The organism is Bacillus sp. N6, assembly GCF_052805735.1.
In genome coordinates this window covers 845464-864739 of the sequence record NZ_CM127843.1, presented here as the reverse complement: position 1 = coordinate 864739, position 19276 = coordinate 845464, and the positions used below count along the sequence as shown (strand labels likewise).

16 protein-coding genes and 1 riboswitch are annotated in these 19276 nt (G+C 36.2%); of the genes, 6 read left to right on the top strand and 10 right to left on the bottom strand.

The window, feature by feature from the left end:
• Positions 1 to 122: 122 nt before the first annotated feature.
• Positions 123 to 479, bottom strand: a complete 357-nt coding sequence (locus ACUXVC_RS04460) for a YlbF/YmcA family competence regulator (RefSeq protein WP_000164614.1) — start codon at positions 477 to 479, stop codon at positions 123 to 125.
• Between the two features lie 142 nt (positions 480 to 621).
• Positions 622 to 1758 carry a DUF445 domain-containing protein gene (locus tag ACUXVC_RS04455; protein WP_063245720.1) on the bottom strand — a complete coding sequence of 379 codons (1137 nt, stop codon included), beginning with the start codon at positions 1756 to 1758 and terminating at the stop codon, positions 622 to 624.
• Positions 1759 to 1887: 129 nt separating this feature from the next.
• Between ACUXVC_RS04455 and ACUXVC_RS04450 the strand changes: the two genes are divergently transcribed.
• Both ACUXVC_RS04450 and ACUXVC_RS04445 read left to right on the top strand, forming a co-directional pair.
• The gene (locus tag ACUXVC_RS04450; RefSeq protein WP_098126278.1) at positions 1888 to 2940 is read left to right on the top strand and encodes a YheC/YheD family endospore coat-associated protein; all 1053 of its coding nucleotides are present in this window, start codon (positions 1888 to 1890) and stop codon (positions 2938 to 2940) included.
• A 20-nt stretch (positions 2941 to 2960) separates the two neighbouring features.
• Positions 2961 to 4418, top strand: coding sequence for a YheC/YheD family endospore coat-associated protein (locus tag ACUXVC_RS04445; RefSeq protein WP_063245587.1), 1458 nt, complete (start codon positions 2961 to 2963; stop codon positions 4416 to 4418).
• Positions 4419 to 4437: 19 nt separating this feature from the next.
• Here the strand turns inward: ACUXVC_RS04445 and ACUXVC_RS04440 are convergent, their stop codons facing one another.
• Positions 4438 to 4683: a hypothetical protein gene (locus ACUXVC_RS04440; RefSeq protein WP_000510474.1), complete on the bottom strand. Its 246-nt coding sequence runs from the start codon at positions 4681 to 4683 to the stop codon at positions 4438 to 4440.
• A gap of 449 nt (positions 4684 to 5132) precedes the next feature.
• Between ACUXVC_RS04440 and sasP the strand changes: the two genes are divergently transcribed.
• A complete protein-coding gene (gene sasP, locus ACUXVC_RS04435) occupies positions 5133 to 5336 on the top strand; it encodes a small acid-soluble spore protein, SasP family (RefSeq protein ID WP_000013349.1) in 204 nt (67 codons plus the stop codon).
• 51 nt (positions 5337 to 5387) lie between these two features.
• Here sasP and ACUXVC_RS04430 read toward each other — a convergent pair whose 3' ends face one another.
• From ACUXVC_RS04430 to ACUXVC_RS04410, 5 genes are all read right to left on the bottom strand, one after another.
• The gene (locus ACUXVC_RS04430) at positions 5388 to 6122 is read right to left on the bottom strand and encodes an amino acid ABC transporter ATP-binding protein (RefSeq protein WP_000623591.1); all 735 of its coding nucleotides are present in this window, start codon (positions 6120 to 6122) and stop codon (positions 5388 to 5390) included.
• Between the two features lie 28 nt (positions 6123 to 6150).
• Positions 6151 to 6849 (bottom strand): amino acid ABC transporter permease, encoded by a 699-nt coding sequence (locus ACUXVC_RS04425; RefSeq protein WP_000281499.1) that lies wholly within the window; start codon positions 6847 to 6849, stop codon positions 6151 to 6153.
• The gene (locus tag ACUXVC_RS04420) at positions 6836 to 7633 is read right to left on the bottom strand and encodes an amino acid ABC transporter substrate-binding protein (RefSeq protein ID WP_000732843.1); all 798 of its coding nucleotides are present in this window, start codon (positions 7631 to 7633) and stop codon (positions 6836 to 6838) included. Before ACUXVC_RS04420 ends, ACUXVC_RS04425 begins: the two co-directional genes overlap by 14 nt.
• A 294-nt stretch (positions 7634 to 7927) precedes the next feature.
• The gene (locus ACUXVC_RS04415; protein WP_144465686.1) at positions 7928 to 9928 is read right to left on the bottom strand and encodes an ABC transporter ATP-binding protein; all 2001 of its coding nucleotides are present in this window, start codon (positions 9926 to 9928) and stop codon (positions 7928 to 7930) included.
• Entirely contained in the window at positions 9925 to 11685 is a 1761-nt protein-coding gene (locus ACUXVC_RS04410) for an ABC transporter ATP-binding protein (RefSeq protein ID WP_446025932.1), read from the bottom strand. Before ACUXVC_RS04410 ends, ACUXVC_RS04415 begins: the two co-directional genes overlap by 4 nt.
• 613 nt (positions 11686 to 12298) lie before the next feature.
• Here ACUXVC_RS04410 and gapN point away from each other — a divergent pair.
• The gene (gapN, locus tag ACUXVC_RS04405) at positions 12299 to 13738 is read left to right on the top strand and encodes an NADP-dependent glyceraldehyde-3-phosphate dehydrogenase (protein WP_000213615.1); all 1440 of its coding nucleotides are present in this window, start codon (positions 12299 to 12301) and stop codon (positions 13736 to 13738) included.
• Positions 13739 to 13816: 78 nt separating this feature from the next.
• On the opposite strand, the gene ACUXVC_RS04400 is transcribed toward gapN, so the two are convergent.
• Together ACUXVC_RS04400 and racE are read right to left on the bottom strand one after the other, a co-directional pair.
• Positions 13817 to 14902 carry a DUF3626 domain-containing protein gene (locus tag ACUXVC_RS04400; protein ID WP_144465685.1) on the bottom strand — a complete coding sequence of 362 codons (1086 nt, stop codon included), beginning with the start codon at positions 14900 to 14902 and terminating at the stop codon, positions 13817 to 13819.
• A 110-nt stretch (positions 14903 to 15012) separates the two neighbouring features.
• Positions 15013 to 15843 (bottom strand): glutamate racemase, encoded by an 831-nt coding sequence (gene racE, locus ACUXVC_RS04395; protein WP_098976768.1) that lies wholly within the window; start codon positions 15841 to 15843, stop codon positions 15013 to 15015.
• Between the two features lie 201 nt (positions 15844 to 16044).
• A riboswitch (Lysine riboswitch) is annotated at positions 16045 to 16226 on the top strand.
• A 146-nt stretch (positions 16227 to 16372) separates the two neighbouring features.
• Here racE and ACUXVC_RS04390 point away from each other — a divergent pair.
• Together ACUXVC_RS04390 and ACUXVC_RS04385 are read left to right on the top strand one after the other, a co-directional pair.
• Complete coding sequence (locus tag ACUXVC_RS04390) at positions 16373 to 17797, top strand: amino acid permease (protein ID WP_023521252.1); 1425 nt, start codon at positions 16373 to 16375, stop codon at positions 17795 to 17797.
• Positions 17798 to 17857: 60 nt separating this feature from the next.
• On the top strand, positions 17858 to 19057 hold the full coding sequence (locus tag ACUXVC_RS04385) for an ABC transporter permease (protein ID WP_064532620.1): 1200 nt from the start codon (positions 17858 to 17860) through the stop codon (positions 19055 to 19057).
• The last annotated feature ends 219 nt before the right edge of the window (positions 19058 to 19276 follow it).

The following is a 19276-nucleotide window of genomic DNA, read 5'->3' as shown; positions in this document are numbered from 1 at the left end:
ATTACATACCCCTTTCAAAATAACCAATAAGAAATGGCTATTTTGAAAGGGAGTTTTTGTGGTATAACTATTAAATTCCCTAAACAAAAAAGACACTCCTAAACTAGGAGCGTCTTCCACTATTACGCTTGTTGTTGCGCGCTATATAATTCTTCAAGTGGCTTCATGATAATTTTGTTAACGTCACCGATTACAACGTTTAGGCGTTGCTCAGTTTCCATTAATTTTGTAATTTTAGCATCTTGTTGAATGCGAGCTACAACTTCTTGTGCTTGTTGGTTGTCTTCTTCAGTGATTTCTTGGCCTTGCATCATTTTTTGTTGTAGGCTAAGTTGCATTGTACGGAACTCATCGAATAAGTTCTTTGAAGCTGTGTCAGCTTGAACTGCTGCGTAGCTCTCTTTTAAAGTTTTGAAGTCTTCGTTTTCAGCGATTGCTTTTTGTAATTCATATGCAACATCATGAATGTTCTTTGTCATTTTATTTTTCCTCCTTTAGAAGGCTAGCGCTTTTCATACGCACTGCCTTTTCAGTGCATTTACATACGCACCTCTTCTTACCATATCAAACTATGCAAGAGATGTGAAGAAATTTCACTTTTATTTCTATGTACTCACCTTATTATCTAAGAAACAATAGTAACAATCCTTGTACGAGTCCGATCATTCCGCCTAATAACGCTCCTAAATACGTAATCATTTTCAATTCGTTTTTCGTAATAGACAGAACTAAGTCTTCTAATCTTTCTGTTGAGAATGTAGACACTTCTTGCTGGATAATTTCCGCAAGGTGTAGATTATTTAGTATACTCTCTACATTTTCTGTTCCCCACTTTAAGCCTTTCGCTACTGCACTTGGAACCACTTTTTCAATAATTGTTCCTCGAACTGGTTCACATACTTGCTGAACAGATTGATTTAAAAACTTACTCACTGTTTCCTCTACTTTAACTGCTGACAGCACGGAGCTTACAATCATTTCTTTCTCTACAAATGCTTCTAATTCTTTTACATCTCTTCCTTTTAACTTTTCCCACTCTTTTTGCAGTACGTCAGTTAAAAGCTGCTTTGTACCATCTTGACCTAAAAACTTAATAACTTCTGGCTGCACACGATCCACTACACTTACATTTCCTAAAAACATTCCGACTAAGTTAAGTAGCGTTCCGCGAGAAGCAAAGAAATCATCAATCATTTTTGAAAGACGTGCTTTCCCTTCTTCACTTTCAAAAAAGCTAATTCCTCGCTCTAAAATAAACGCCGAGACATTCGGAATCGCATTCTCTACTTTTTCATTTACAGAATGAGGTAAAGCCTGTTCCCATGTATATGTATAATACTCTGCTAAAAATGCATGAATTTTTTCTGTAATAACATGTTCGATTTTTCGAGTCGCTTCTTCTTCTACATGCGCTACATTCCATTTTTCTAACATATGTCGCAGTGATTGTTCATTCGTAATTACTTTATCCACTTCCACTTGCGCCCAGTGAATTAAACCTTTTTGAAACTCTTCATTTGTTAGCTTTTTTCCAATTCCTTCTGGTGTTAACAAATGTTCTACAACCATATTTCCTAATTGAACAGCAAGTTCATCACGACGCTTCGGAATTAACCCTGGTGTAAATGGAACTTGAAACTTTCCGATATAAATAGGACGATGAGGACGAAATAACATTTTTATCGCTAAATGATTCGTATATCCCCCAATAATTGCTCCGAGTCCTGTCGTCGTTAACATATTTAACCATATATTCATTACAATCAACCTTTCACTTCTCCAAAACTATAGCATATCATCATACGGACAAAAGTATAATGGTATAAAAACGTATTTGCAATATATAGCTTCGCCTATTATGCAAATAGTAGTAAAGGAGTGATTTCGTTGGTTCTCGGTCTTTTAGCTTCTAAACTTCATTACGAACAAACGTATTACACCGAAATCGCTAAACGCGCTCGGCTTTATCATAATGTCGTTGCCCAGTTTACGCCATTTTGTATTGATCCTAAAACAGACCTTATTTCTGGTCTTATTTACGATACAGATACAGGAAAATGGAAAGAGCAAACATTCCCTATTCCTTCTTATATATATGATCGTTATTCTTTTCGCGAGGAAACAGACTTTGAAAAAGCAAAATCAATTATTCACTCTTTGCACAATCGTCCTTCCACTACCTTTTTAAATAACACACTTATCAATTTAAGTGAACTACATGATTTATTTCTCACTAATAAAAAACTGTCTCCTTATATACCAAAATTTGAAGTGGCAACGATACAAAACATTTTTAAACTGTTGTTAAAAACTAAAGATATTATTATACGCCCCACTAATACACATTCAAAGGATAACTTATATCGAATTGCTTACAAAAATAAAACGTTTCATATCGATACAGTAAATGAAAAATACCATACTTCTCTTCCATTAAAACGGACAGACGAATTTATATCTTGGTGTAAATCTAACATACGTTCATCCCGTTACATAGCGCACACTATGCTACAACCACCAAATCAATTAACATATCCACTCCACATTCGAACCATTTTGCAAAAAAACAAAGAACAAACTTGGACTGTTATCGGTCAATTTATACAAAAAAGCTCATTTCCTAATCAACTTTTACCCTCAGCAACGGACGATGATTCATTACATTCATTTTCAAAAATTAAATACGTACTATCTAGTACGGGTGTGCAACTATTGCAAGATGCTTTACACGACATTATAAATGAAGTATTCCAAACACTAGATCAGTCTTATTCTTCGTTATTTGAACTAGAACTTTCCACAATTATGGATCAAAAAGGCGCGATTTGGCTTATGTATGTCAACACGATTCCCCCTTACGAACAATACATTCGTCATAGTGATTCATTAGCTGAAAAGATATTTCACGGACCACTTAAATTCAGTCGCTTTACACCATAATGAAAGGAGGTAAACCTATTTTGAAAGAACATATATATACATTAAACATTTCAGATGAACATCCAAATAGTATTACTTTACCTTACGTTTTTTCTATTACGCCACCTATTACATCCCTCTCCTTCGGTATACGTCACATTGCAAGTGAAGAGGTGAAAATTCATTATTCCTTTACTCGCGAAATTATTATCGGAAAACATATTGCCGAAAAACTTTTACTACCTCAATCCACTACTATTCATGCATTCACACAAAACCAAACAATTATTTTCGGACCATTAATCGGCATTTTTACAACTGGCTTTAACGATGATTCTTCTAACCCTTTAGGAAATCGTTCAATTGCTCTCAGTGAGTTGTTAACACCACCATTCTCATTACGACCGTTCGTATTCGTCTTTGGCGTTCAACATATAAACTGGGAAGAAGAAACGATTGAAGGATATTTCTTTCAAGAGAAACAATGGATAAAGAAAAAAGTCCCTTTACCAAATGTCATTTACGATCGATTACCGAATCGACAAGCAGAAAATTATAAACCGATCGTCAGAGCAAAAAGAAAGTTAGAACATGACTACTCTATCCCATGGTTTAACCCAGGTTTTTTTAATAAATGGGAAGTTCATCAACTTCTTATGAAAGACGAATCAATTAGACCCTTATTACCAAACACAGAAGCATTTCAGCATTTTGAACAAGTAGAACGGTTTCTTGGCACGTATAAATCTGTGTACATGAAACCAATACACGGGAGCTTTGGTAGAAATATTCATCAAATATTTTATTCTCAAACAGAGAATTGCTACTACTGTCGTTATCGCGAAAATGAAGAAAATAAACTGAGAAAGTATCAATCATTAGAAACTCTTCTAAACCACGTATTAAAAGGACATGATTTAAAAAAGTTTATCGTACAGCAAGGTATTTCGTTACTTCGCTTTGATGGGCAACCTGTTGATTTCCGCATTCATACAAATAAAAATCATTTCGGTAATTGGATAGTTAGTGCAATCGTCGCCAAAATTGCCGGCAAAGGCAGTTTAACAACGCACGTAAATAGCGGCGGTGATACAAAATTGCTACAAGAACTTTTTCCAGATTCAACGAAACAAGTTCAAATTGAAAATAAATTAAAACATACTGCCTTACAAATAAGTTACGCGCTCGATGAACAAGTAACCGGAAATATTGGAGAAATCGGTTTTGATATCGGTTTAGACACAAAGGAAAATCCGTGGCTCTTTGAAGCCAACTCTAAACCTGGGCGAACTGTATTTCAAGATAAAAAATTAAAAGAACAAAGTGAAATGACGCGCCAATTATTTTACGAATATGCCGTCTACTTAACGGAACATTCTTTACGTGATACAAAAGAAAAAATGTCTCAAATCAAATCCGGGACTTCATCAAACACCGAACATATCCCTTCCCCTATGATTCACTCACAAATACAAAAACAAAAACTTCCACCAAGATAATAAGGTGGAAGTTTTCTATTTACACAAGTTTCACTACAACCTCAGTTTCCACGTTACATACTCCGCAATAAAAAATATGATTGCAATATTCATTTGAATTATTATGCGTTAAACCATCTACTGCACTTAATAATTCTTGATCCATATAGGCACTATAATCGTCTATGTAATCTACAGACTTCCCATAATCTTGGAGTATACTTTGGCAATTTTGACAAGAATATGTTTGTGATTCTAATGCGTTGCAAAGCGGGCAAATCCCCATCATGATTCCTCCATACGTTATCGTTTAAAGCCTCTCTTTTTTAGATTGAAGAGAGCACCTACCCATGCATAGGAGCGATCACTCCATCCCTACTTAAAAATAGAACTATGAAGTTGCTACCGATTTCATTTCAATAAATCATAAATAAGAAGCTAATGATTAGCCTACAAGTAGCAGACTACAATGAGAAAATTATATTTAATATCCTCCTTAGTTTGGCCTGTTTTCTTAAAAATACAACGATTACTCTTATTTCATAATTTACAAAATCAATACGTTTTTTTGACAAAATTTACAAATTATTATTTCGTATATCTTTCTAGGTAACATCCATACTATGAGTACAAACTTAATTACCGATGGATTAGCGCCAACCGGGGCGATAATCTGGTTCAACTCCAGCTAGTCCAACCAAAAAATTTTTATAACTCTAAGGAGGATATATTCCTATGGCAAACCAAAGTTCTTACAATCAATTAGTAGTACCAGGTGCAACAGCTGCAATCGATCAAATGAAGTACGAAATCGCTCAAGAATTTGGTGTACAATTAGGAGCAGATTCTACGGCTCGCGCTAACGGTTCAGTTGGTGGAGAAATTACAAAACGTCTAGTTGCAATGGCTGAGCAAAGCCTTGGCGGATTCCAAAAATAAATATATATGGCAAAAAGGTCTCAGGGCATATACCCTGAGACCTTTCTTAATTTACTGCAACATTTGTAAAAACTTCTTCGTACGTTCTTCTTTTGGATTTGTAAATACTTCTTCTGGTGTACCTTGTTCGACAACGACACCACCATCCATGAAAATAACACGGTTGGCAATTTGATGTGCAAAACGCATTTCGTGCGTTACAATAACCATCGTCATGCCTTCTTTAGCAAGTTCTTTCATTACTTTTAAAACCTCTTGAACGAGTTCAGGATCAAGCGCTGAAGTCGGCTCATCAAATAGTAACACTTCTGGCTCCATCGCAAGCGCGCGCGCAATTCCAACGCGCTGTTGTTGTCCACCTGATAATTGGAATGGATATAAATCCACTTTATCTGCTAAACCAACTTTTTCAAGGAAATAGTTTGCTTTTTTCTTTGCTTCTTCTTTCCCTACTTTTTTCACTGTAATGAGCCCTTCCATTACATTCTGAAGTGCTGTTAAATGAGGGAATAAGTTATGGTGCTGGAAGACCATACCTGTTTGCGTACGAAGATTTACAATATCTTTCTTCGATACTTTTTGAGCGAAATTAAGCTCTTTATTACCGATGCTAATATTACCAGCATCCGGTGTTTCTAGTACGTTGAGACAACGCAAGAATGTCGTTTTACCAGATCCAGACGGCCCGATAATAACAACAACTTCGCCCTTCTCAACTGATAAATCTATATGCTTTAGTACGGTATTATCTCCGAAACTTTTTTGTAAATGTTGAATTGAAATCATAAAAACAAAAACTCCTTTTGTAAAAGGATTATTTTAACGTATAGCGTTCTGAACGCTTTTCTAACATCTGTTGTACGATTGATAATAAGAAACAAATAACCCAATAAATAAGACCTGCTTCAAAATAAACAATTAAAAATTCGTAGTTCATCGCCGCAATTTCCTGCGCTTTTCGGAACATTTCTGTTACTAAAATTAACGATGCTAATGAAGTATCCTTCACTAAGCTAATAAATGTATTCGAAAGCGGCGGGATTGATACGCGCGTTGCTTGTGGTAAAATAACACGTTTTAACGCTTGCGGGTATGTCATCCCAATTGTGTAAGCTGCTTCCCACTGCCCTTTCGGAATGGAAAGGATAGAAGCACGAATAATTTCCGATGCATATGCACCGACATTTAATGAAAATCCAACAACTGCTGCTGTATATGGCTCAACTTCAATATTAAGAGTTGGAAGTCCATAGAAAATAATAAATAATTGTACAAGAAGTGGCGTTCCGCGAATGATAGATACATAGATACGAGCAATCCATTGTAAAATACGACTACCTGAAATACGTGCGAGCGCTGTTAACGTCGCCAGTATAATCCCGATAATAAATGTAATAAGCGTTAATGGAATTGTTGTAAAAACAGCTTCCTTCAGCATAGGCATGAAGGAAGTCTGCATAATATCTATCCAAGTAGACAATCGATCTGAAACCAATGCACTACTTAGATACATTTTCACCGAACCATTTTTTCGTTATTTTGTCATACGTACCGTCTTTTTTCATATCTTCTAACGCTTTATCTACTTCTTGTACAAGCTTGTCGCTACCTTTACGGAATAAGAATCCACTTTCTGAAGCTTCTTTTTCAGTATCTACAATTTTAATTTTCGCATCTTTTTTCGTTTCTAAATAATTTAATACTGATAACTTATCATTAATTGTAAAATCAACGCGTCCCGAAGCTAATAATTCTGCTGCTTGGCTAAATCCTTCTACACCAATAATTTCCGCACCATTTTTCTTAGCGATATCTGCATAGTTACTCGTTAAAGATTGTGCTCCTTTTAATCCTTTTACATCAGCAAATGTAGCAGGCTTATCTTTATCTTTTGCAATAACTAATGCCGCTGAAGATGAAACGTATGGCTTAGAGAAATCGTATTTCTTTTGACGATCTTCACGAATACCAACTTCGTTTGCAACCATATCGAAACGTTTTGCATCAAGACCAGCAAGTAAGCTATCCCACTGTGTTTCTTTAAATACAGGCTTTACACCTAAACGTTTTGCAACTTCTTCTGCTAATTCAACATCAAATCCAGTTAATTTATTGCTTGAATCGTGGAACGTAAATGGTGGATATGTACCTTCTGTACCAATTACAAGTTCACCGCTTTGTTTAATCTTTTGTAACGCATCTTGACTAGCTGTATCTTTTTTCTCTTCTTTACCGCAGCCGGCTACAATCCCGATCGCTAATGTAGTTACTGCAAGCACTGAAAATAATTTCTTCATGATTGTAATCCTCCAAGTATTCTGATAGGAATTTAAAAACTATATTGATTGTATGCAATCTTGAACAATTTTTCAATGAAAATGTTCTTATTTAGTTTATCCTTTTTCTTCATAATCAAACAAAAGGGAAAAATAACGCTACATACAAAAAATAAGTAACATTTTTTAATATAGCATTTATAAAGAAAAAGGTAAAACAATACTTCTTATTTAACTGTCGTAATTCGCTAAAGAGTCGACATGTTCATCAATAAAAAAGAACTTGTGAAAATCACAAGTTCTCCTCCATACCTATTAAGCACTCTGATTGCCTTCCATTTGCGTTTTATACATATCATAATAACGCCCACGCTTTTTCATTAGTTCATCATGAGAGCCTTTTTCTAAGATTGTTCCTCTATCGAGTACAATAATTTGATCCGCACTTTTAATTGTTGAAAGACGGTGAGCAATAATAAATGTCGTTCTTCCTTTTTTCACAACTTCTAGTGCTTGTTGAATCATCGCCTCTGTTTCTGTATCAATACTAGACGTTGCTTCATCTAAAATTAAGATAGCTGGATCAAAAGCAAGCGCCCTAGCAAACGAAATAAGCTGACGTTCTCCAGTGGAAAGCGTACTTCCCTTTTCTGTAATTTCTTCATTTATATTGTTTGCAAATCTTTCAGCACCAACATCATGCAATGCTTTTATGATACGCTCTTTTGAAATTTTTTCGTTTTCTAAGCTTACATTGGAAGCGACCGTCCCGCTAAATAAAAACGGATCTTGCAGTACGATTCCCATATGCTCACGAGTTGCTTGTTTCGGCATTTCTCTTACATCGTGACCGTCAATCGTAAGCTTTCCTTTTTCAAACTCATAAAATTGAAAGAGTACATTCATTATAGAGCTTTTTCCTGATCCAGTATGACCAACAAGTGCCACTGTCTCGCCTTGTTTCGCTTCAAAAGAAATATTTTTTAACACTTCATCTTTTCCATTATAAGAAAATGATACATTATCAAATTTTACATTTCCTTTTAAACGAGGCATGCGTTCTTCTTCTACTGCTTCCCCTTTTTCCTCTAACAATTCAAAGACACGTTCTGATGCAACGCGCGCTTGCTCTAAGTTTGCAAGCTGGTTCACCATATTCGTAATTGGCGAGAATAATCGTGTTAAATAATCGACGAACGCATACAGTACCCCAAGTGAAATAATACCTGTAGCACTTAATGACGCACCGCCGAAATACCAAATTACTCCTGTGAAAGCGATATTTCTTAATACGGCTACTAAGTTATGCGAAGTTGCTGCATTTAAATTTAAAATTTTATTTTGATACTTAAAATAATCGCCATTTAATTCTTCAAATTCTTTTTTCGTTTCACGCTCTTGACGGAACGCTTGAATAATTGGCATCCCTTGAATGGATTCATTCACTGTTCCGTTAATATCAGATAAACGAGAGCGCATTTTATGATTGTATACAGACGCGTATTTTCTATAAAGAATCGCCCAAACAATTAAAATTGGGATAATTAATAAACATAATGAAGCGAGCTTCACATCTAATAAAAATAGCGCAGCAAATATCCCAATAATATAGATGATACTAGAAACGAATGTTGCCAGCACCGTTACATATAAATCACGAATGGCCTCTGTATCATTCGTCACACGCGAAACAATTTTCCCCGCCGGTAAATGATCAAAGTACCGAATTGGCAACGTTTGAATATGAGAAAAAACATCTTCCCTCATAATTTGAATAATTTTGTTCGCTGCCTTTTGCAAGAAGAACTGCTTTCCGTATGCAAATAATGATACGACTACTAATAAAGCAAAATAGCCACCACCAAGTAATAATAGACGGTTTATTTCTGGCTTATAAAATGCAAATACTTCTTCCTTTGTTAATGCTTTCGCTTTATAAACTTGCACCGCCTTACCATTTTGAACGGTAATCATATCCCCTTTTACAGTACGTGATCCTTCCGCATTTACTTTATTCGGTACAAAATAATATTGAAAACCGACTTGCATCACGCGTACTTCTTTTCCTTTTTTCTCGCCTTGTTCAAAGCGATCACTTCGCTTATAAAAGGCCCCATTATATGAAACAGCTTCTTCACTCTTTTCTGTTTCATACCAAGGTTTCTCTATCCCGACGATATGATCGTCAATCATCGTTTTAGCGACGAAAGGACCAGCAAGCTCTGCGATGACGAAAATAAATAACATTAACATCGCAGCAAAAATCGTCCCTTTCACTTTCATCGCGTATTGAAACAATCGTTTTGAAACGCTCATATTTTCACCCCACTATCCGCACTTTCACTTTCACCTTGTTGTCTTTCAAACTGTTCGGCATACCATCCTCCCTTTTGGATAAGCTGAGCATGCGTACCTTCTTCTATAACTGCGCCTTCATCCATAACGAGAATCCAATCCGCATGTTGCACTGCTGATAAACGATGCGTCGTAATAATCGTCGTCTTTCCGCTTCTTTCCGTTCTTATATTTTCAATGATCGCTGCTTCCGTACGAGCATCTACAGCTGATAAAGAATCGTCCAAAATTAAAATTTCTGGATTTTGAATAACAGCTCTTGCAATCGAGATCCTTTGTTTTTGCCCTCCTGATAAAGAAACACCTTTCTCTCCAACGAGCGTTTCTAACCCTTCTGGTAAAAACTCTAAATCCTTTTTAAACGCAGCAATTTCAATTGCTTTCTCTAGTTCTTCTTCAGTCGCTTCCCTATTTCCGAATAAAATATTTTCTCGCGCTGTTTTTGAGAACAAAATATGCTCCTGCGGTACATAACCAATCCAGCCGAGTACATTTTCATTCGTCATTTTATCTAATGTCACATCAGAAACTGCAATATCTCCATCTCCAAGTGGATATTGACGAAGAAGCTGACGTACAAGCGTCGTTTTCCCGCTTCCTGTTTTTCCGACAACCCCAAGCGTCTCCCCTTGTTTTAAGGTAAACGAAACCTTTTTTAAATTTGTTTCAGTTGATGAAGGATATGAAAAGGTAACGTCATCAAACTGAATATAATCCGGCTCTTGCACAAGCTTTGGATGTTTCGGATCCTTTACATCTGGTTCATACGCTAACGTTTCATTCACACGGTCAAGCGAAGCATTTCCTCTTTGCATAACATTAATTAATTCACCAATTGCAAACATCGGCCAAATCATCATCCCTAAATACACGTTAAATGAAACAAGTTCACCAAGTGTTACCTTTGATTGAAATACAAGATATGCCCCGTACACTAAACCGATTAAATAACTAAGGCCAACAAGCATTTTCACAGTTGGTTGGAATAATGCGTCAATTCTCGCTACTTTCATATTTTTTTCGTAGACGTCATCTCCTAAATGATGAAATCTTTCCTCGTCTGCATTCTCTTGTACGTATGCACGAATAACACGCACACCAGCGATTGATTCAAGCACTTTATCGTTCATATCACCAAACGCATCTTGCGCAACGGTAAATCTTTCATGCAATTTCTTTCCATATATATTCATCGCATACGCCATAATTGGAAGCGGAATAAGCGCTGCAAATGTAAGCTCCCAACTAATTGTAAATCCCATCATACAAACGATCGTAAGCATGTATAAACTAGAATCCACAAGCGTTAATATACCAAAACCAGCTGTCATAGCGATTGCTTTTAAATCATTCGTTGCCCTCGCCATTAAGTCGCCAGTACGATTTTTTTGATAAAAAGTCGGCGTCATCTTAAGTAAATGCCCCATAAATTTAGAGCGCATCGTTTTCTCAAGTACAAATGCACCTCCAAACAATTGATGTTGCCATACGAAAGTAAGACCATACCCAACGATTGTAACCCCTATTAAAATAAGAATAGATTGCATAATTGCTTCGTTCGATAACGTTCCTGTTTTTATGTTATCTATCGTAACCCCTAACACTTTCGGGGGAATAACTTCAACTATATTCACAATTAAAAGAGCTCCAATGGCAATACTATATCTCTTCCAGTGCTCCCTAAAAAACCATTTTAACTTTAGTAATACTGATAACAATATAACCTCTCCCTTCTCGTTCTCGTTTACCTCTCATTTCTTTATCCACTATCCAGACCCATCACATTTACATTTCGTAACCCATACAATCTCATCACATTTTTCCACCTTCCAAAGTTTTATATAGGAATATGGAAAATAAACAAAAAAAAGCATACCGCCGCTTGACGATATGCACAGGAATGCATAAAAAGCGTACGTTACGATATACGCAACGTACGCTTTTTATAAGACAAAGATGCCCTATATATCCGCACGGGTTGCGTAATGATATAAATGTTTTCTGCCATTTAACAGAGCTAAGCTCATTACATTTACGATTACAATCATTACGCACACCCCCTTCATTTATTTTCCATTTATAATCTTACAACTTTATTGAGTATTCTGTCAATTGTTTTTTTACACATAAAGTAAAATGCACGAAAATGCAAATGGTTCATGACATAATAAACCAGTTTGAAATAAAAGAATGTTCTGTAAGAAAGGGCATACAAAATAAAAAAAGAATAAGAAATCGTTTTCACAAACATTTCATTTGAAAAATGTTATCAAACCCCCTACAATCACCTTATACTCACTCTTACAAGTTGCTATTTTAGGAGGACTAATCATGACAACTAGCAATACGTACAAATTTTATTTAGACGGAGAATGGAGAGAAAGCTCTTCAGGAGAAACAATCGAAATTCCATCTCCATACTTACACGAAGTAATTGGACAAGTACAAGCAATTACTCGCGGAGAAGTAGATGAAGCAATTGCATCTGCAAAAGAAGCTCAAAAATCATGGGCTGAAGCTTCCCTACAAGATCGCGCAAAATACTTATATAAATGGGCTGATGAGCTCGTAAATATGCAGGATGAAATTGCCGATATCATTATGAAAGAAGTCGGTAAAGGCTATAAAGATGCGAAGAAAGAAGTTGTTCGTACAGCTGACTTCATTCGTTACACGATCGAAGAAGCTTTACATATGCACGGAGAAAGCATGATGGGCGATAGCTTCCCTGGCGGAACGAAATCGAAACTTGCGATCATCCAACGCGCACCACTTGGTGTTGTATTAGCAATCGCACCATTTAACTACCCAGTAAACTTATCTGCTGCAAAACTTGCACCAGCATTAATTATGGGTAACGCTGTTATTTTCAAACCAGCAACTCAAGGTGCAATTAGTGGTATTAAAATGGTTGAAGCACTTCACAAAGCTGGCCTTCCAAAAGGTCTTGTAAACGTAGCTACAGGACGCGGTTCTGTAATTGGTGACTACTTAGTAGAACACGAAGGCATCAATATGGTATCGTTCACAGGTGGTACAAACACAGGTAAACATTTAGCGAAAAAAGCTTCAATGATTCCACTTGTATTAGAACTTGGTGGTAAAGATCCTGGTATCGTTCGTGAAGATGCTGACTTACAAGATGCTGCAAACCATATCGTAAGCGGTGCATTCTCTTACTCTGGTCAACGTTGTACAGCTATTAAACGTGTACTTGTACACGAAAACGTAGCGGACGAGCTTGTTAGCTTATTAAAAGCGCAAGTAGCTGAACTATCAGTTGGATCTCCAGAACAAGACAGCACAATCGTTCCATTAATCGACGACAAGTCTGCTGACTTCGTTCAAGGCTTAGTTGACGATGCTGTTGAAAAAGGTGCTACAATCGTTATCGGTAACAAACGTGAGCGTAACTTAATTTACCCAACATTAATCGACCACGTAACAGAAGAAATGAAAGTTGCTTGGGAAGAGCCATTTGGCCCAATCCTTCCAATCATCCGTGTTTCTTCAGACGAGCAAGCAATTGAAATTGCTAACAAATCAGAGTTCGGTCTGCAAGCAAGTGTCTTCACAAAAGACATTAACAAAGCATTTGCAATTGCTAACAAAATCGAAACTGGTTCTGTTCAAATTAACGGACGTACAGAGCGCGGCCCTGACCACTTCCCATTCATCGGTGTAAAAGGTTCAGGTATGGGCGCACAAGGTATTCGTAAGAGCCTTGAGTCTATGACACGTGAAAAAGTAACTGTATTAAACTTAGTTTAATCTTATAAAAAGAAGCTGATCTATAAATAGATCAGCTTCTTTTCTATATAAATACTTCCAAAAACGGAGTATTTCGTTCTACTTCTGATTTGGTTTTCCAAATCGAACTAAAACATGCCATAATAATTTTAATTCCTGAAGCACTTCTTCATAAGTGCCACGATCACTCCAAGATAATGGATTGCGCTTCAAATCCACTACAGCAGAGCCAATTATATTTGCATCGATACAATGATTCCTTGCAATGCGTCTTGCTAAAGATGGCATTTTTGAACCTCTAAAATCCATCGGAACTTCGTCTACCATAAGTACAAAACCGATGTGCCAATACAAATCAATAGCATACTTCAGGCAAATTTCTTCTAAAACTCTTCCTACAACCGTACCCTTAAATGAAGGATCTGCAACAAGCACCTCTACGTCTTCTTTAAGAGAAATCTCTCCATGAATCTGCGCTTCAATATAATGATTAAGATTACGGGCTGGCTCTTTGCTTACTAAATCTATAAACGGCCTTTTCAGATTAGCCAATAAATGATTAATTATTATTGTTGGAGTCAAATTTCCTTCACCAATTGCAAAATCTCTTACGAATGCCTCTTCCAAAAGAGCAGCTAAAATCATATCAAACTCCTCATAAGTCCCCTTTTCTTTCGGATCTTGATGTGAATCTAAATATGTATATGTAGAGCGCGAAGAAACTTTTGGAGATAAGAGAAAATAACAGGATCCAAAACGCGGAGCCGGCCCATCTGGATGTAACATCAAATTTAGCGCTCCGTATTTTGGACGTTGATCATTCGTTACGCCTTCTAATTGATATGCCCCTCCAAATATTCTCTTTTCCCAAAGGTCACGTTCACCACCAGGGTAAGCAGATACGCTTCCATTAGATAGCAACGTTTCAAATTGACTTTTATATACTCCTTGTTCAAACAATGCTTCAGCAACACTTTTCATACTCGAATCTAGTCTGTCTGGATGAAAGTGTAAAGCGATCCTTGCATGAGATTTTAAATTAGCGACAGCTTCTTCAAATATTTCATCTGTAATATTACACATGTTAAGTATATGATTAATTGTTGCTTTAGCCCCACGTTTTTCGTTCTCTGCATATTTTGAAATATACTCTAAAGCAAATAATTGAGATCTTGATAATTCCATAATCAAACCTCTCCTTTAATTAAAATGACCTTAATCATTTCAATTAAAAGCTTATTCTTTCCTTCTTATGAAACGAACCTGATTTATTTAAAAAAGTAATTTACTAAATCTTAATTATGCATACACGCATTTTTCATAGGCAAATGTACACATTCTACAGAAATTTGATATCCTAGCCATCGCTCAGCAATATGTTCAAATGATAAAACAGATCCCGTTGTAAAAAAGCGATGCTTCGGATTCAGATTGTCAGACAAAATTCCTTTGTGCTGTAAAATCGTACTTAACTCTATCGCTGTTTCTTCTGCAGAACTAATAATCGTTACAGCCTCTCCTAGTTCCTTTTTAATATAGGACTCTAAAAGTGGATAATGCGTACATCCAAGAATTAACGTATCTATATCTTCTTTCGTTAATGGAAGTAAAGCTTGTTTCACTTGCTGCGTGACATATGCTATATCTTCTAATCGATTTTCTACAACTGTAGCTAAAGTCGGACACGCATGACTATGCACTTCCAAATATGTATCAAGCTCATGTAATGCTTTTTCATACATATTGGATTTTATCGTACCTACAGTTCCAATTATTCCGATTTTCTCTTTCTTTGTTACTTTAATTGCCGCTCTTGCTCCTGGATGTATAACGCCAATAACTGGAATGGAAAGTGCTTCTTGCAGCGCAGTCAATGCAGCAGCTGCAGCAGTATTACATGCTACGACTAGCGCTTTTAATGGAAACTGTTTGAGGAACTCAACCATTTCAAATACGAAAGATTGCACCTCCTCTACACTTCTTGGCCCATACGGGCAACGCTTATTATCACCAATATAATAAATGCTTTCTTTAGGCAATTGTCTTATAATTTCGCTCGCAACTGTTAATCCCCCAACTCCCGAATCTAACACACCTATTACTGAATGTTTATGACATACAGACATTTATTTCATCCCCTTTTCAATCATCTAGCGCCAATAACATGTATTATATTACGAAAATTCAAATATCACATAACAATCCCTCTTACTTTTAATCACAAACTCTTCTCTATAATCTGATTATTACTATATCCATTGACGTATAAAAATACATTTGTTACTCTTAAAGACGTTAATTTAATATTTAAATCCTCATTCGTATCTCGGTGAGGTAGAGGTTGCAATCATTAAGAGTATCATTTCAGGAGATGTAGTGGCATTGATGAAGGAATGAGAAAGGAATGGTTGCCGAAGTAAGTCGTGTCCACCATGCACGCTTGCTGGGTCTGCATTTAATAAGTGCAGAACTGTCACAAACGTTTCGTTTGTGGAGAGCTATCGAGAGGTATGTCGTGGGTTTCTTATAAGATAGAAAGCATGTAGCGGCAGATTACGTGCTTTTTTTGTTTTGTTTGGGACTTCTCTTCTCTACTAAGAAGACATACATATCTCCTCGCTTGACTTGGTTATACTAACTTTGGAGGTATTTTCTATGCAACAAAAAAAATGGGGCTTTTGGGTACTAACAGCTTTCGTTGTCGGTAACATGGTTGGCGCTGGTATTTTCATGGTGCCAAGTACGTTGGCACAAACAGCAAGCCCACTCGGTGTCACTTTAGCTTGGTTAACTACAGGGTTTGGTGTTTTAATGCTAGCTCTTGTTTTCGGTAATTTAGCAATTCGTCGTCCTGATTTAACGACAGGACCACAAAGTCATGCATATGCTTTATTCTCAACACCAAAAAAGAAAAAAATGGCTGGCTTCAGTATGGTATGGGGATATTGGGTTGCAAACTGGGCAAGTAACGTTGCCATCATTACATCATTTGCGGGATATTTATCACTCTTCTTCCCAATTATGAAAGATACGCGACTACTATTTTCAATCGGTTCTTTTAACATAGAAGTCGGAAAACTAATTACATTTACGATTTGTTCCATCTTACTTTGGGGAACTCATATTATATTAACAAATGGTGTAAGCGGAGCTGGAAAACTAAACTTCTTAGCAACAACAACAAAAGTAACTGGATTCCTTTTATTCATCGTCGTTACGTTATTTGCATTCGAAGCTTCTAAATTTGGACAATGGTACACACCGATGATTGATAAATCAGGTGCATCACACGGTCTTCTTTCACAAGTAAATTTAGCTGCTCTTACAACGCTTTGGGCGTTTATCGGAATTGAATCAGCCGTTCTTTTATCAAACCGTGCTGTTTCTCCAAAAACGGTAAAACGTGCAACAGTTGCGGGATTACTTATTACAGTTGCAATTTACTTAGGAATTACAATTTTAACAATGGGTGTACTTCACGTTGATAAATTACAAGCTTCTGAACGTCCATTAGCAGATGCATTAAACGCTGCAATGGGTCATGGCGGCGGGAAACTGATGGCATTACTTGCTCTTACTTCCCTGTTCGGTTCTATCTTAGGCTGGATTTTATTAAGCTCAGAAGTACCTTATCAAGCAGCAAAAGAAGGTTTCTTCCCTTCCTTCTTCACGAAAACAAATAAAAAAGGAAGTCCAATTTACTCATTACGATTAACAAACATTATGTCGCAAGTATTCCTATTCTCAACATTATCAGGAACCATTGCGGAAGCTTATACATTCGTTATTACCGTATCGACACTGGCCTACCTCATTCCATATCTCGTTTCACCAATCTTCCAGTTAAAACTAGTCGCAACTGGTGAAACATATAAAAATGAAATGCGGGCAAGAATTACAGATGGCATAGTCGCAGTTATCGCACTTTGCTACGCACTATGGGTTATTAAAACCGGCGCATCCGATATAAAAACGTTCCTTCTCGGAATTGGTTTATTCGTAATTGGATTTGCTTTCTATCCATTAATGAATCGTGATCAGAAAAAAAATAACGAAAAGAAAAACGGGCAAGTTGCATAACGCAATTTGCTCGTTTTTTCTTTTGTAAAACATATATAATAGAACAAAGAGGTGAAAAACATGTCAATCGAATCGCTATGGAGCAGTCGCTTCCAACAACATATTCAAAATATCATTACATACTTTGCACGTATGATTAACGGTTTACTATATAGCTTTATCTTTATTTCATGCGTTGGTGCATATTATTATGCTCAGTTTCTAAAAGCATCTCCTTCTAAAGGAATATCTTTAATAATTATAACGATTGTACTTACATTCATTATAACGAGATGCTCTATCCGTACATTTATTCAAAAACCTGATGCTGTCTATTTACTAGCACTAGAAGAGAAATTAACATCTTATTTCAAAAAATCTCTTCTATACAATTACATCATTCAGCTTTTCCCATTGTTATTTACGTTCCTTATTCTCGTTCCACTTGCTATGCAATCATTGCAATTAACTGTACCTTTTTTGTGTACAATCTTTATCGTATTAATGATTACGAAAGCTTGGAACATGTACATACATTGGATGTGGCGTGATAGTCACGACAAAAACATATGGCTGATCATCCGTATTACTTGTAATGCCTTAATCATTTACATGCTGTTTTATTCCGCAAATGTTCTCATATTAGGCGGATTACTCTTACTACTTGCTTTCCTACTTCTATATACGAAAAAACAGCCTACAAAACGAATACCGTGGGATTACATAATCGAGCAAGAAGAAAAAATGAACGTTCGTTTTTATCAATTCGCTAGCATCTTCACTGATGTTCCGCAACTGAACAAACAAGTAAATAAAAGAAAATGGCTTACAAATTGGATTGAACCTTTATTACATAAAAAAAGAGCAACTTTCTTCTATTTACATACATTAGCATTTTTACGCGGGAATGATTATTTCGGTATATATATTCGCTTAGGATTGATCGGTGCTTTCGCCTTATATTTCATACCAAATATATACGTAAAAGGCGCTATCGCTTACATCGTTCTATATATGATTTCTATGCAGCTCCGTTCACTGTGGAAATATTTTTCGGGAAATATTATTGTAGCATTGTATCCAATCCATACTGAAGAAAGGATGAAGCAATTTCTTAGCTTAATCTTTATATTGCTAAGCATTCAACTCATTGTATTTTCGAGTGTTATACTCATTGCTACAGGTCAATTTTTACATAGCCTTATCATTATGATTGTCGGGTTACTCTGGATCAAATTTATTATTGTACCAAAAACGAAGCAACGCGTTTCTTCGTTTTAACGAAAAGAAATATCTTAAAAGCCAAGGAGCAAATAAATTATCTCCTTGGCTTTTTATTTTGCTTCCTCAAACAAGAATCACTGAAACAACCGATATTTTATGATTTTTACATACAAAAACGATAATACATGTTTACGTCCTAATAAAAAGGGTATTTATTAAATTAACAGGGCAAAGAAAGTGGAGGGAATGAAAAAATATGAATTCAAGTTTCACTTT

Bases quoted from the DNA above. Each gene is read 5' to 3' on its own strand.
- ACUXVC_RS04390 (WP_023521252.1), top strand. From the start codon at position 16,373: ATGCAACAAAAAAAATGGGGCTTTTGGGTACTAACAGCTTTCGTTGTC.
- gapN (WP_000213615.1), top strand. From the start codon at position 12,299: ATGACAACTAGCAATACGTACAAATTTTATTTAGACGGAGAATGGAGA.
- ACUXVC_RS04415 (WP_144465686.1), bottom strand. From the start codon at position 9,928: ATGAGCGTTTCAAAACGATTGTTTCAATACGCGATGAAAGTGAAAGGG.
- ACUXVC_RS04425 (WP_000281499.1), bottom strand. From the start codon at position 6,849: ATGTATCTAAGTAGTGCATTGGTTTCAGATCGATTGTCTACTTGGATA.
- ACUXVC_RS04460 (WP_000164614.1), bottom strand. From the start codon at position 479: ATGACAAAGAACATTCATGATGTTGCATATGAATTACAAAAAGCAATC.
- ACUXVC_RS04440 (WP_000510474.1), bottom strand. From the start codon at position 4,683: ATGGGGATTTGCCCGCTTTGCAACGCATTAGAATCACAAACATATTCT.
- ACUXVC_RS04430 (WP_000623591.1), bottom strand. From the start codon at position 6,122: ATGATTTCAATTCAACATTTACAAAAAAGTTTCGGAGATAATACCGTA.
- ACUXVC_RS04455 (WP_063245720.1), bottom strand. From the start codon at position 1,758: ATGAATATATGGTTAAATATGTTAACGACGACAGGACTCGGAGCAATT.
- ACUXVC_RS04420 (WP_000732843.1), bottom strand. From the start codon at position 7,633: ATGAAGAAATTATTTTCAGTGCTTGCAGTAACTACATTAGCGATCGGG.
- sasP (WP_000013349.1), top strand. From the start codon at position 5,133: ATGGCAAACCAAAGTTCTTACAATCAATTAGTAGTACCAGGTGCAACA.
- racE (WP_098976768.1), bottom strand. From the start codon at position 15,843: ATGTCTGTATGTCATAAACATTCAGTAATAGGTGTGTTAGATTCGGGA.
- ACUXVC_RS04385 (WP_064532620.1), top strand. From the start codon at position 17,858: ATGTCAATCGAATCGCTATGGAGCAGTCGCTTCCAACAACATATTCAA.
- ACUXVC_RS04400 (WP_144465685.1), bottom strand. From the start codon at position 14,902: ATGGAATTATCAAGATCTCAATTATTTGCTTTAGAGTATATTTCAAAA.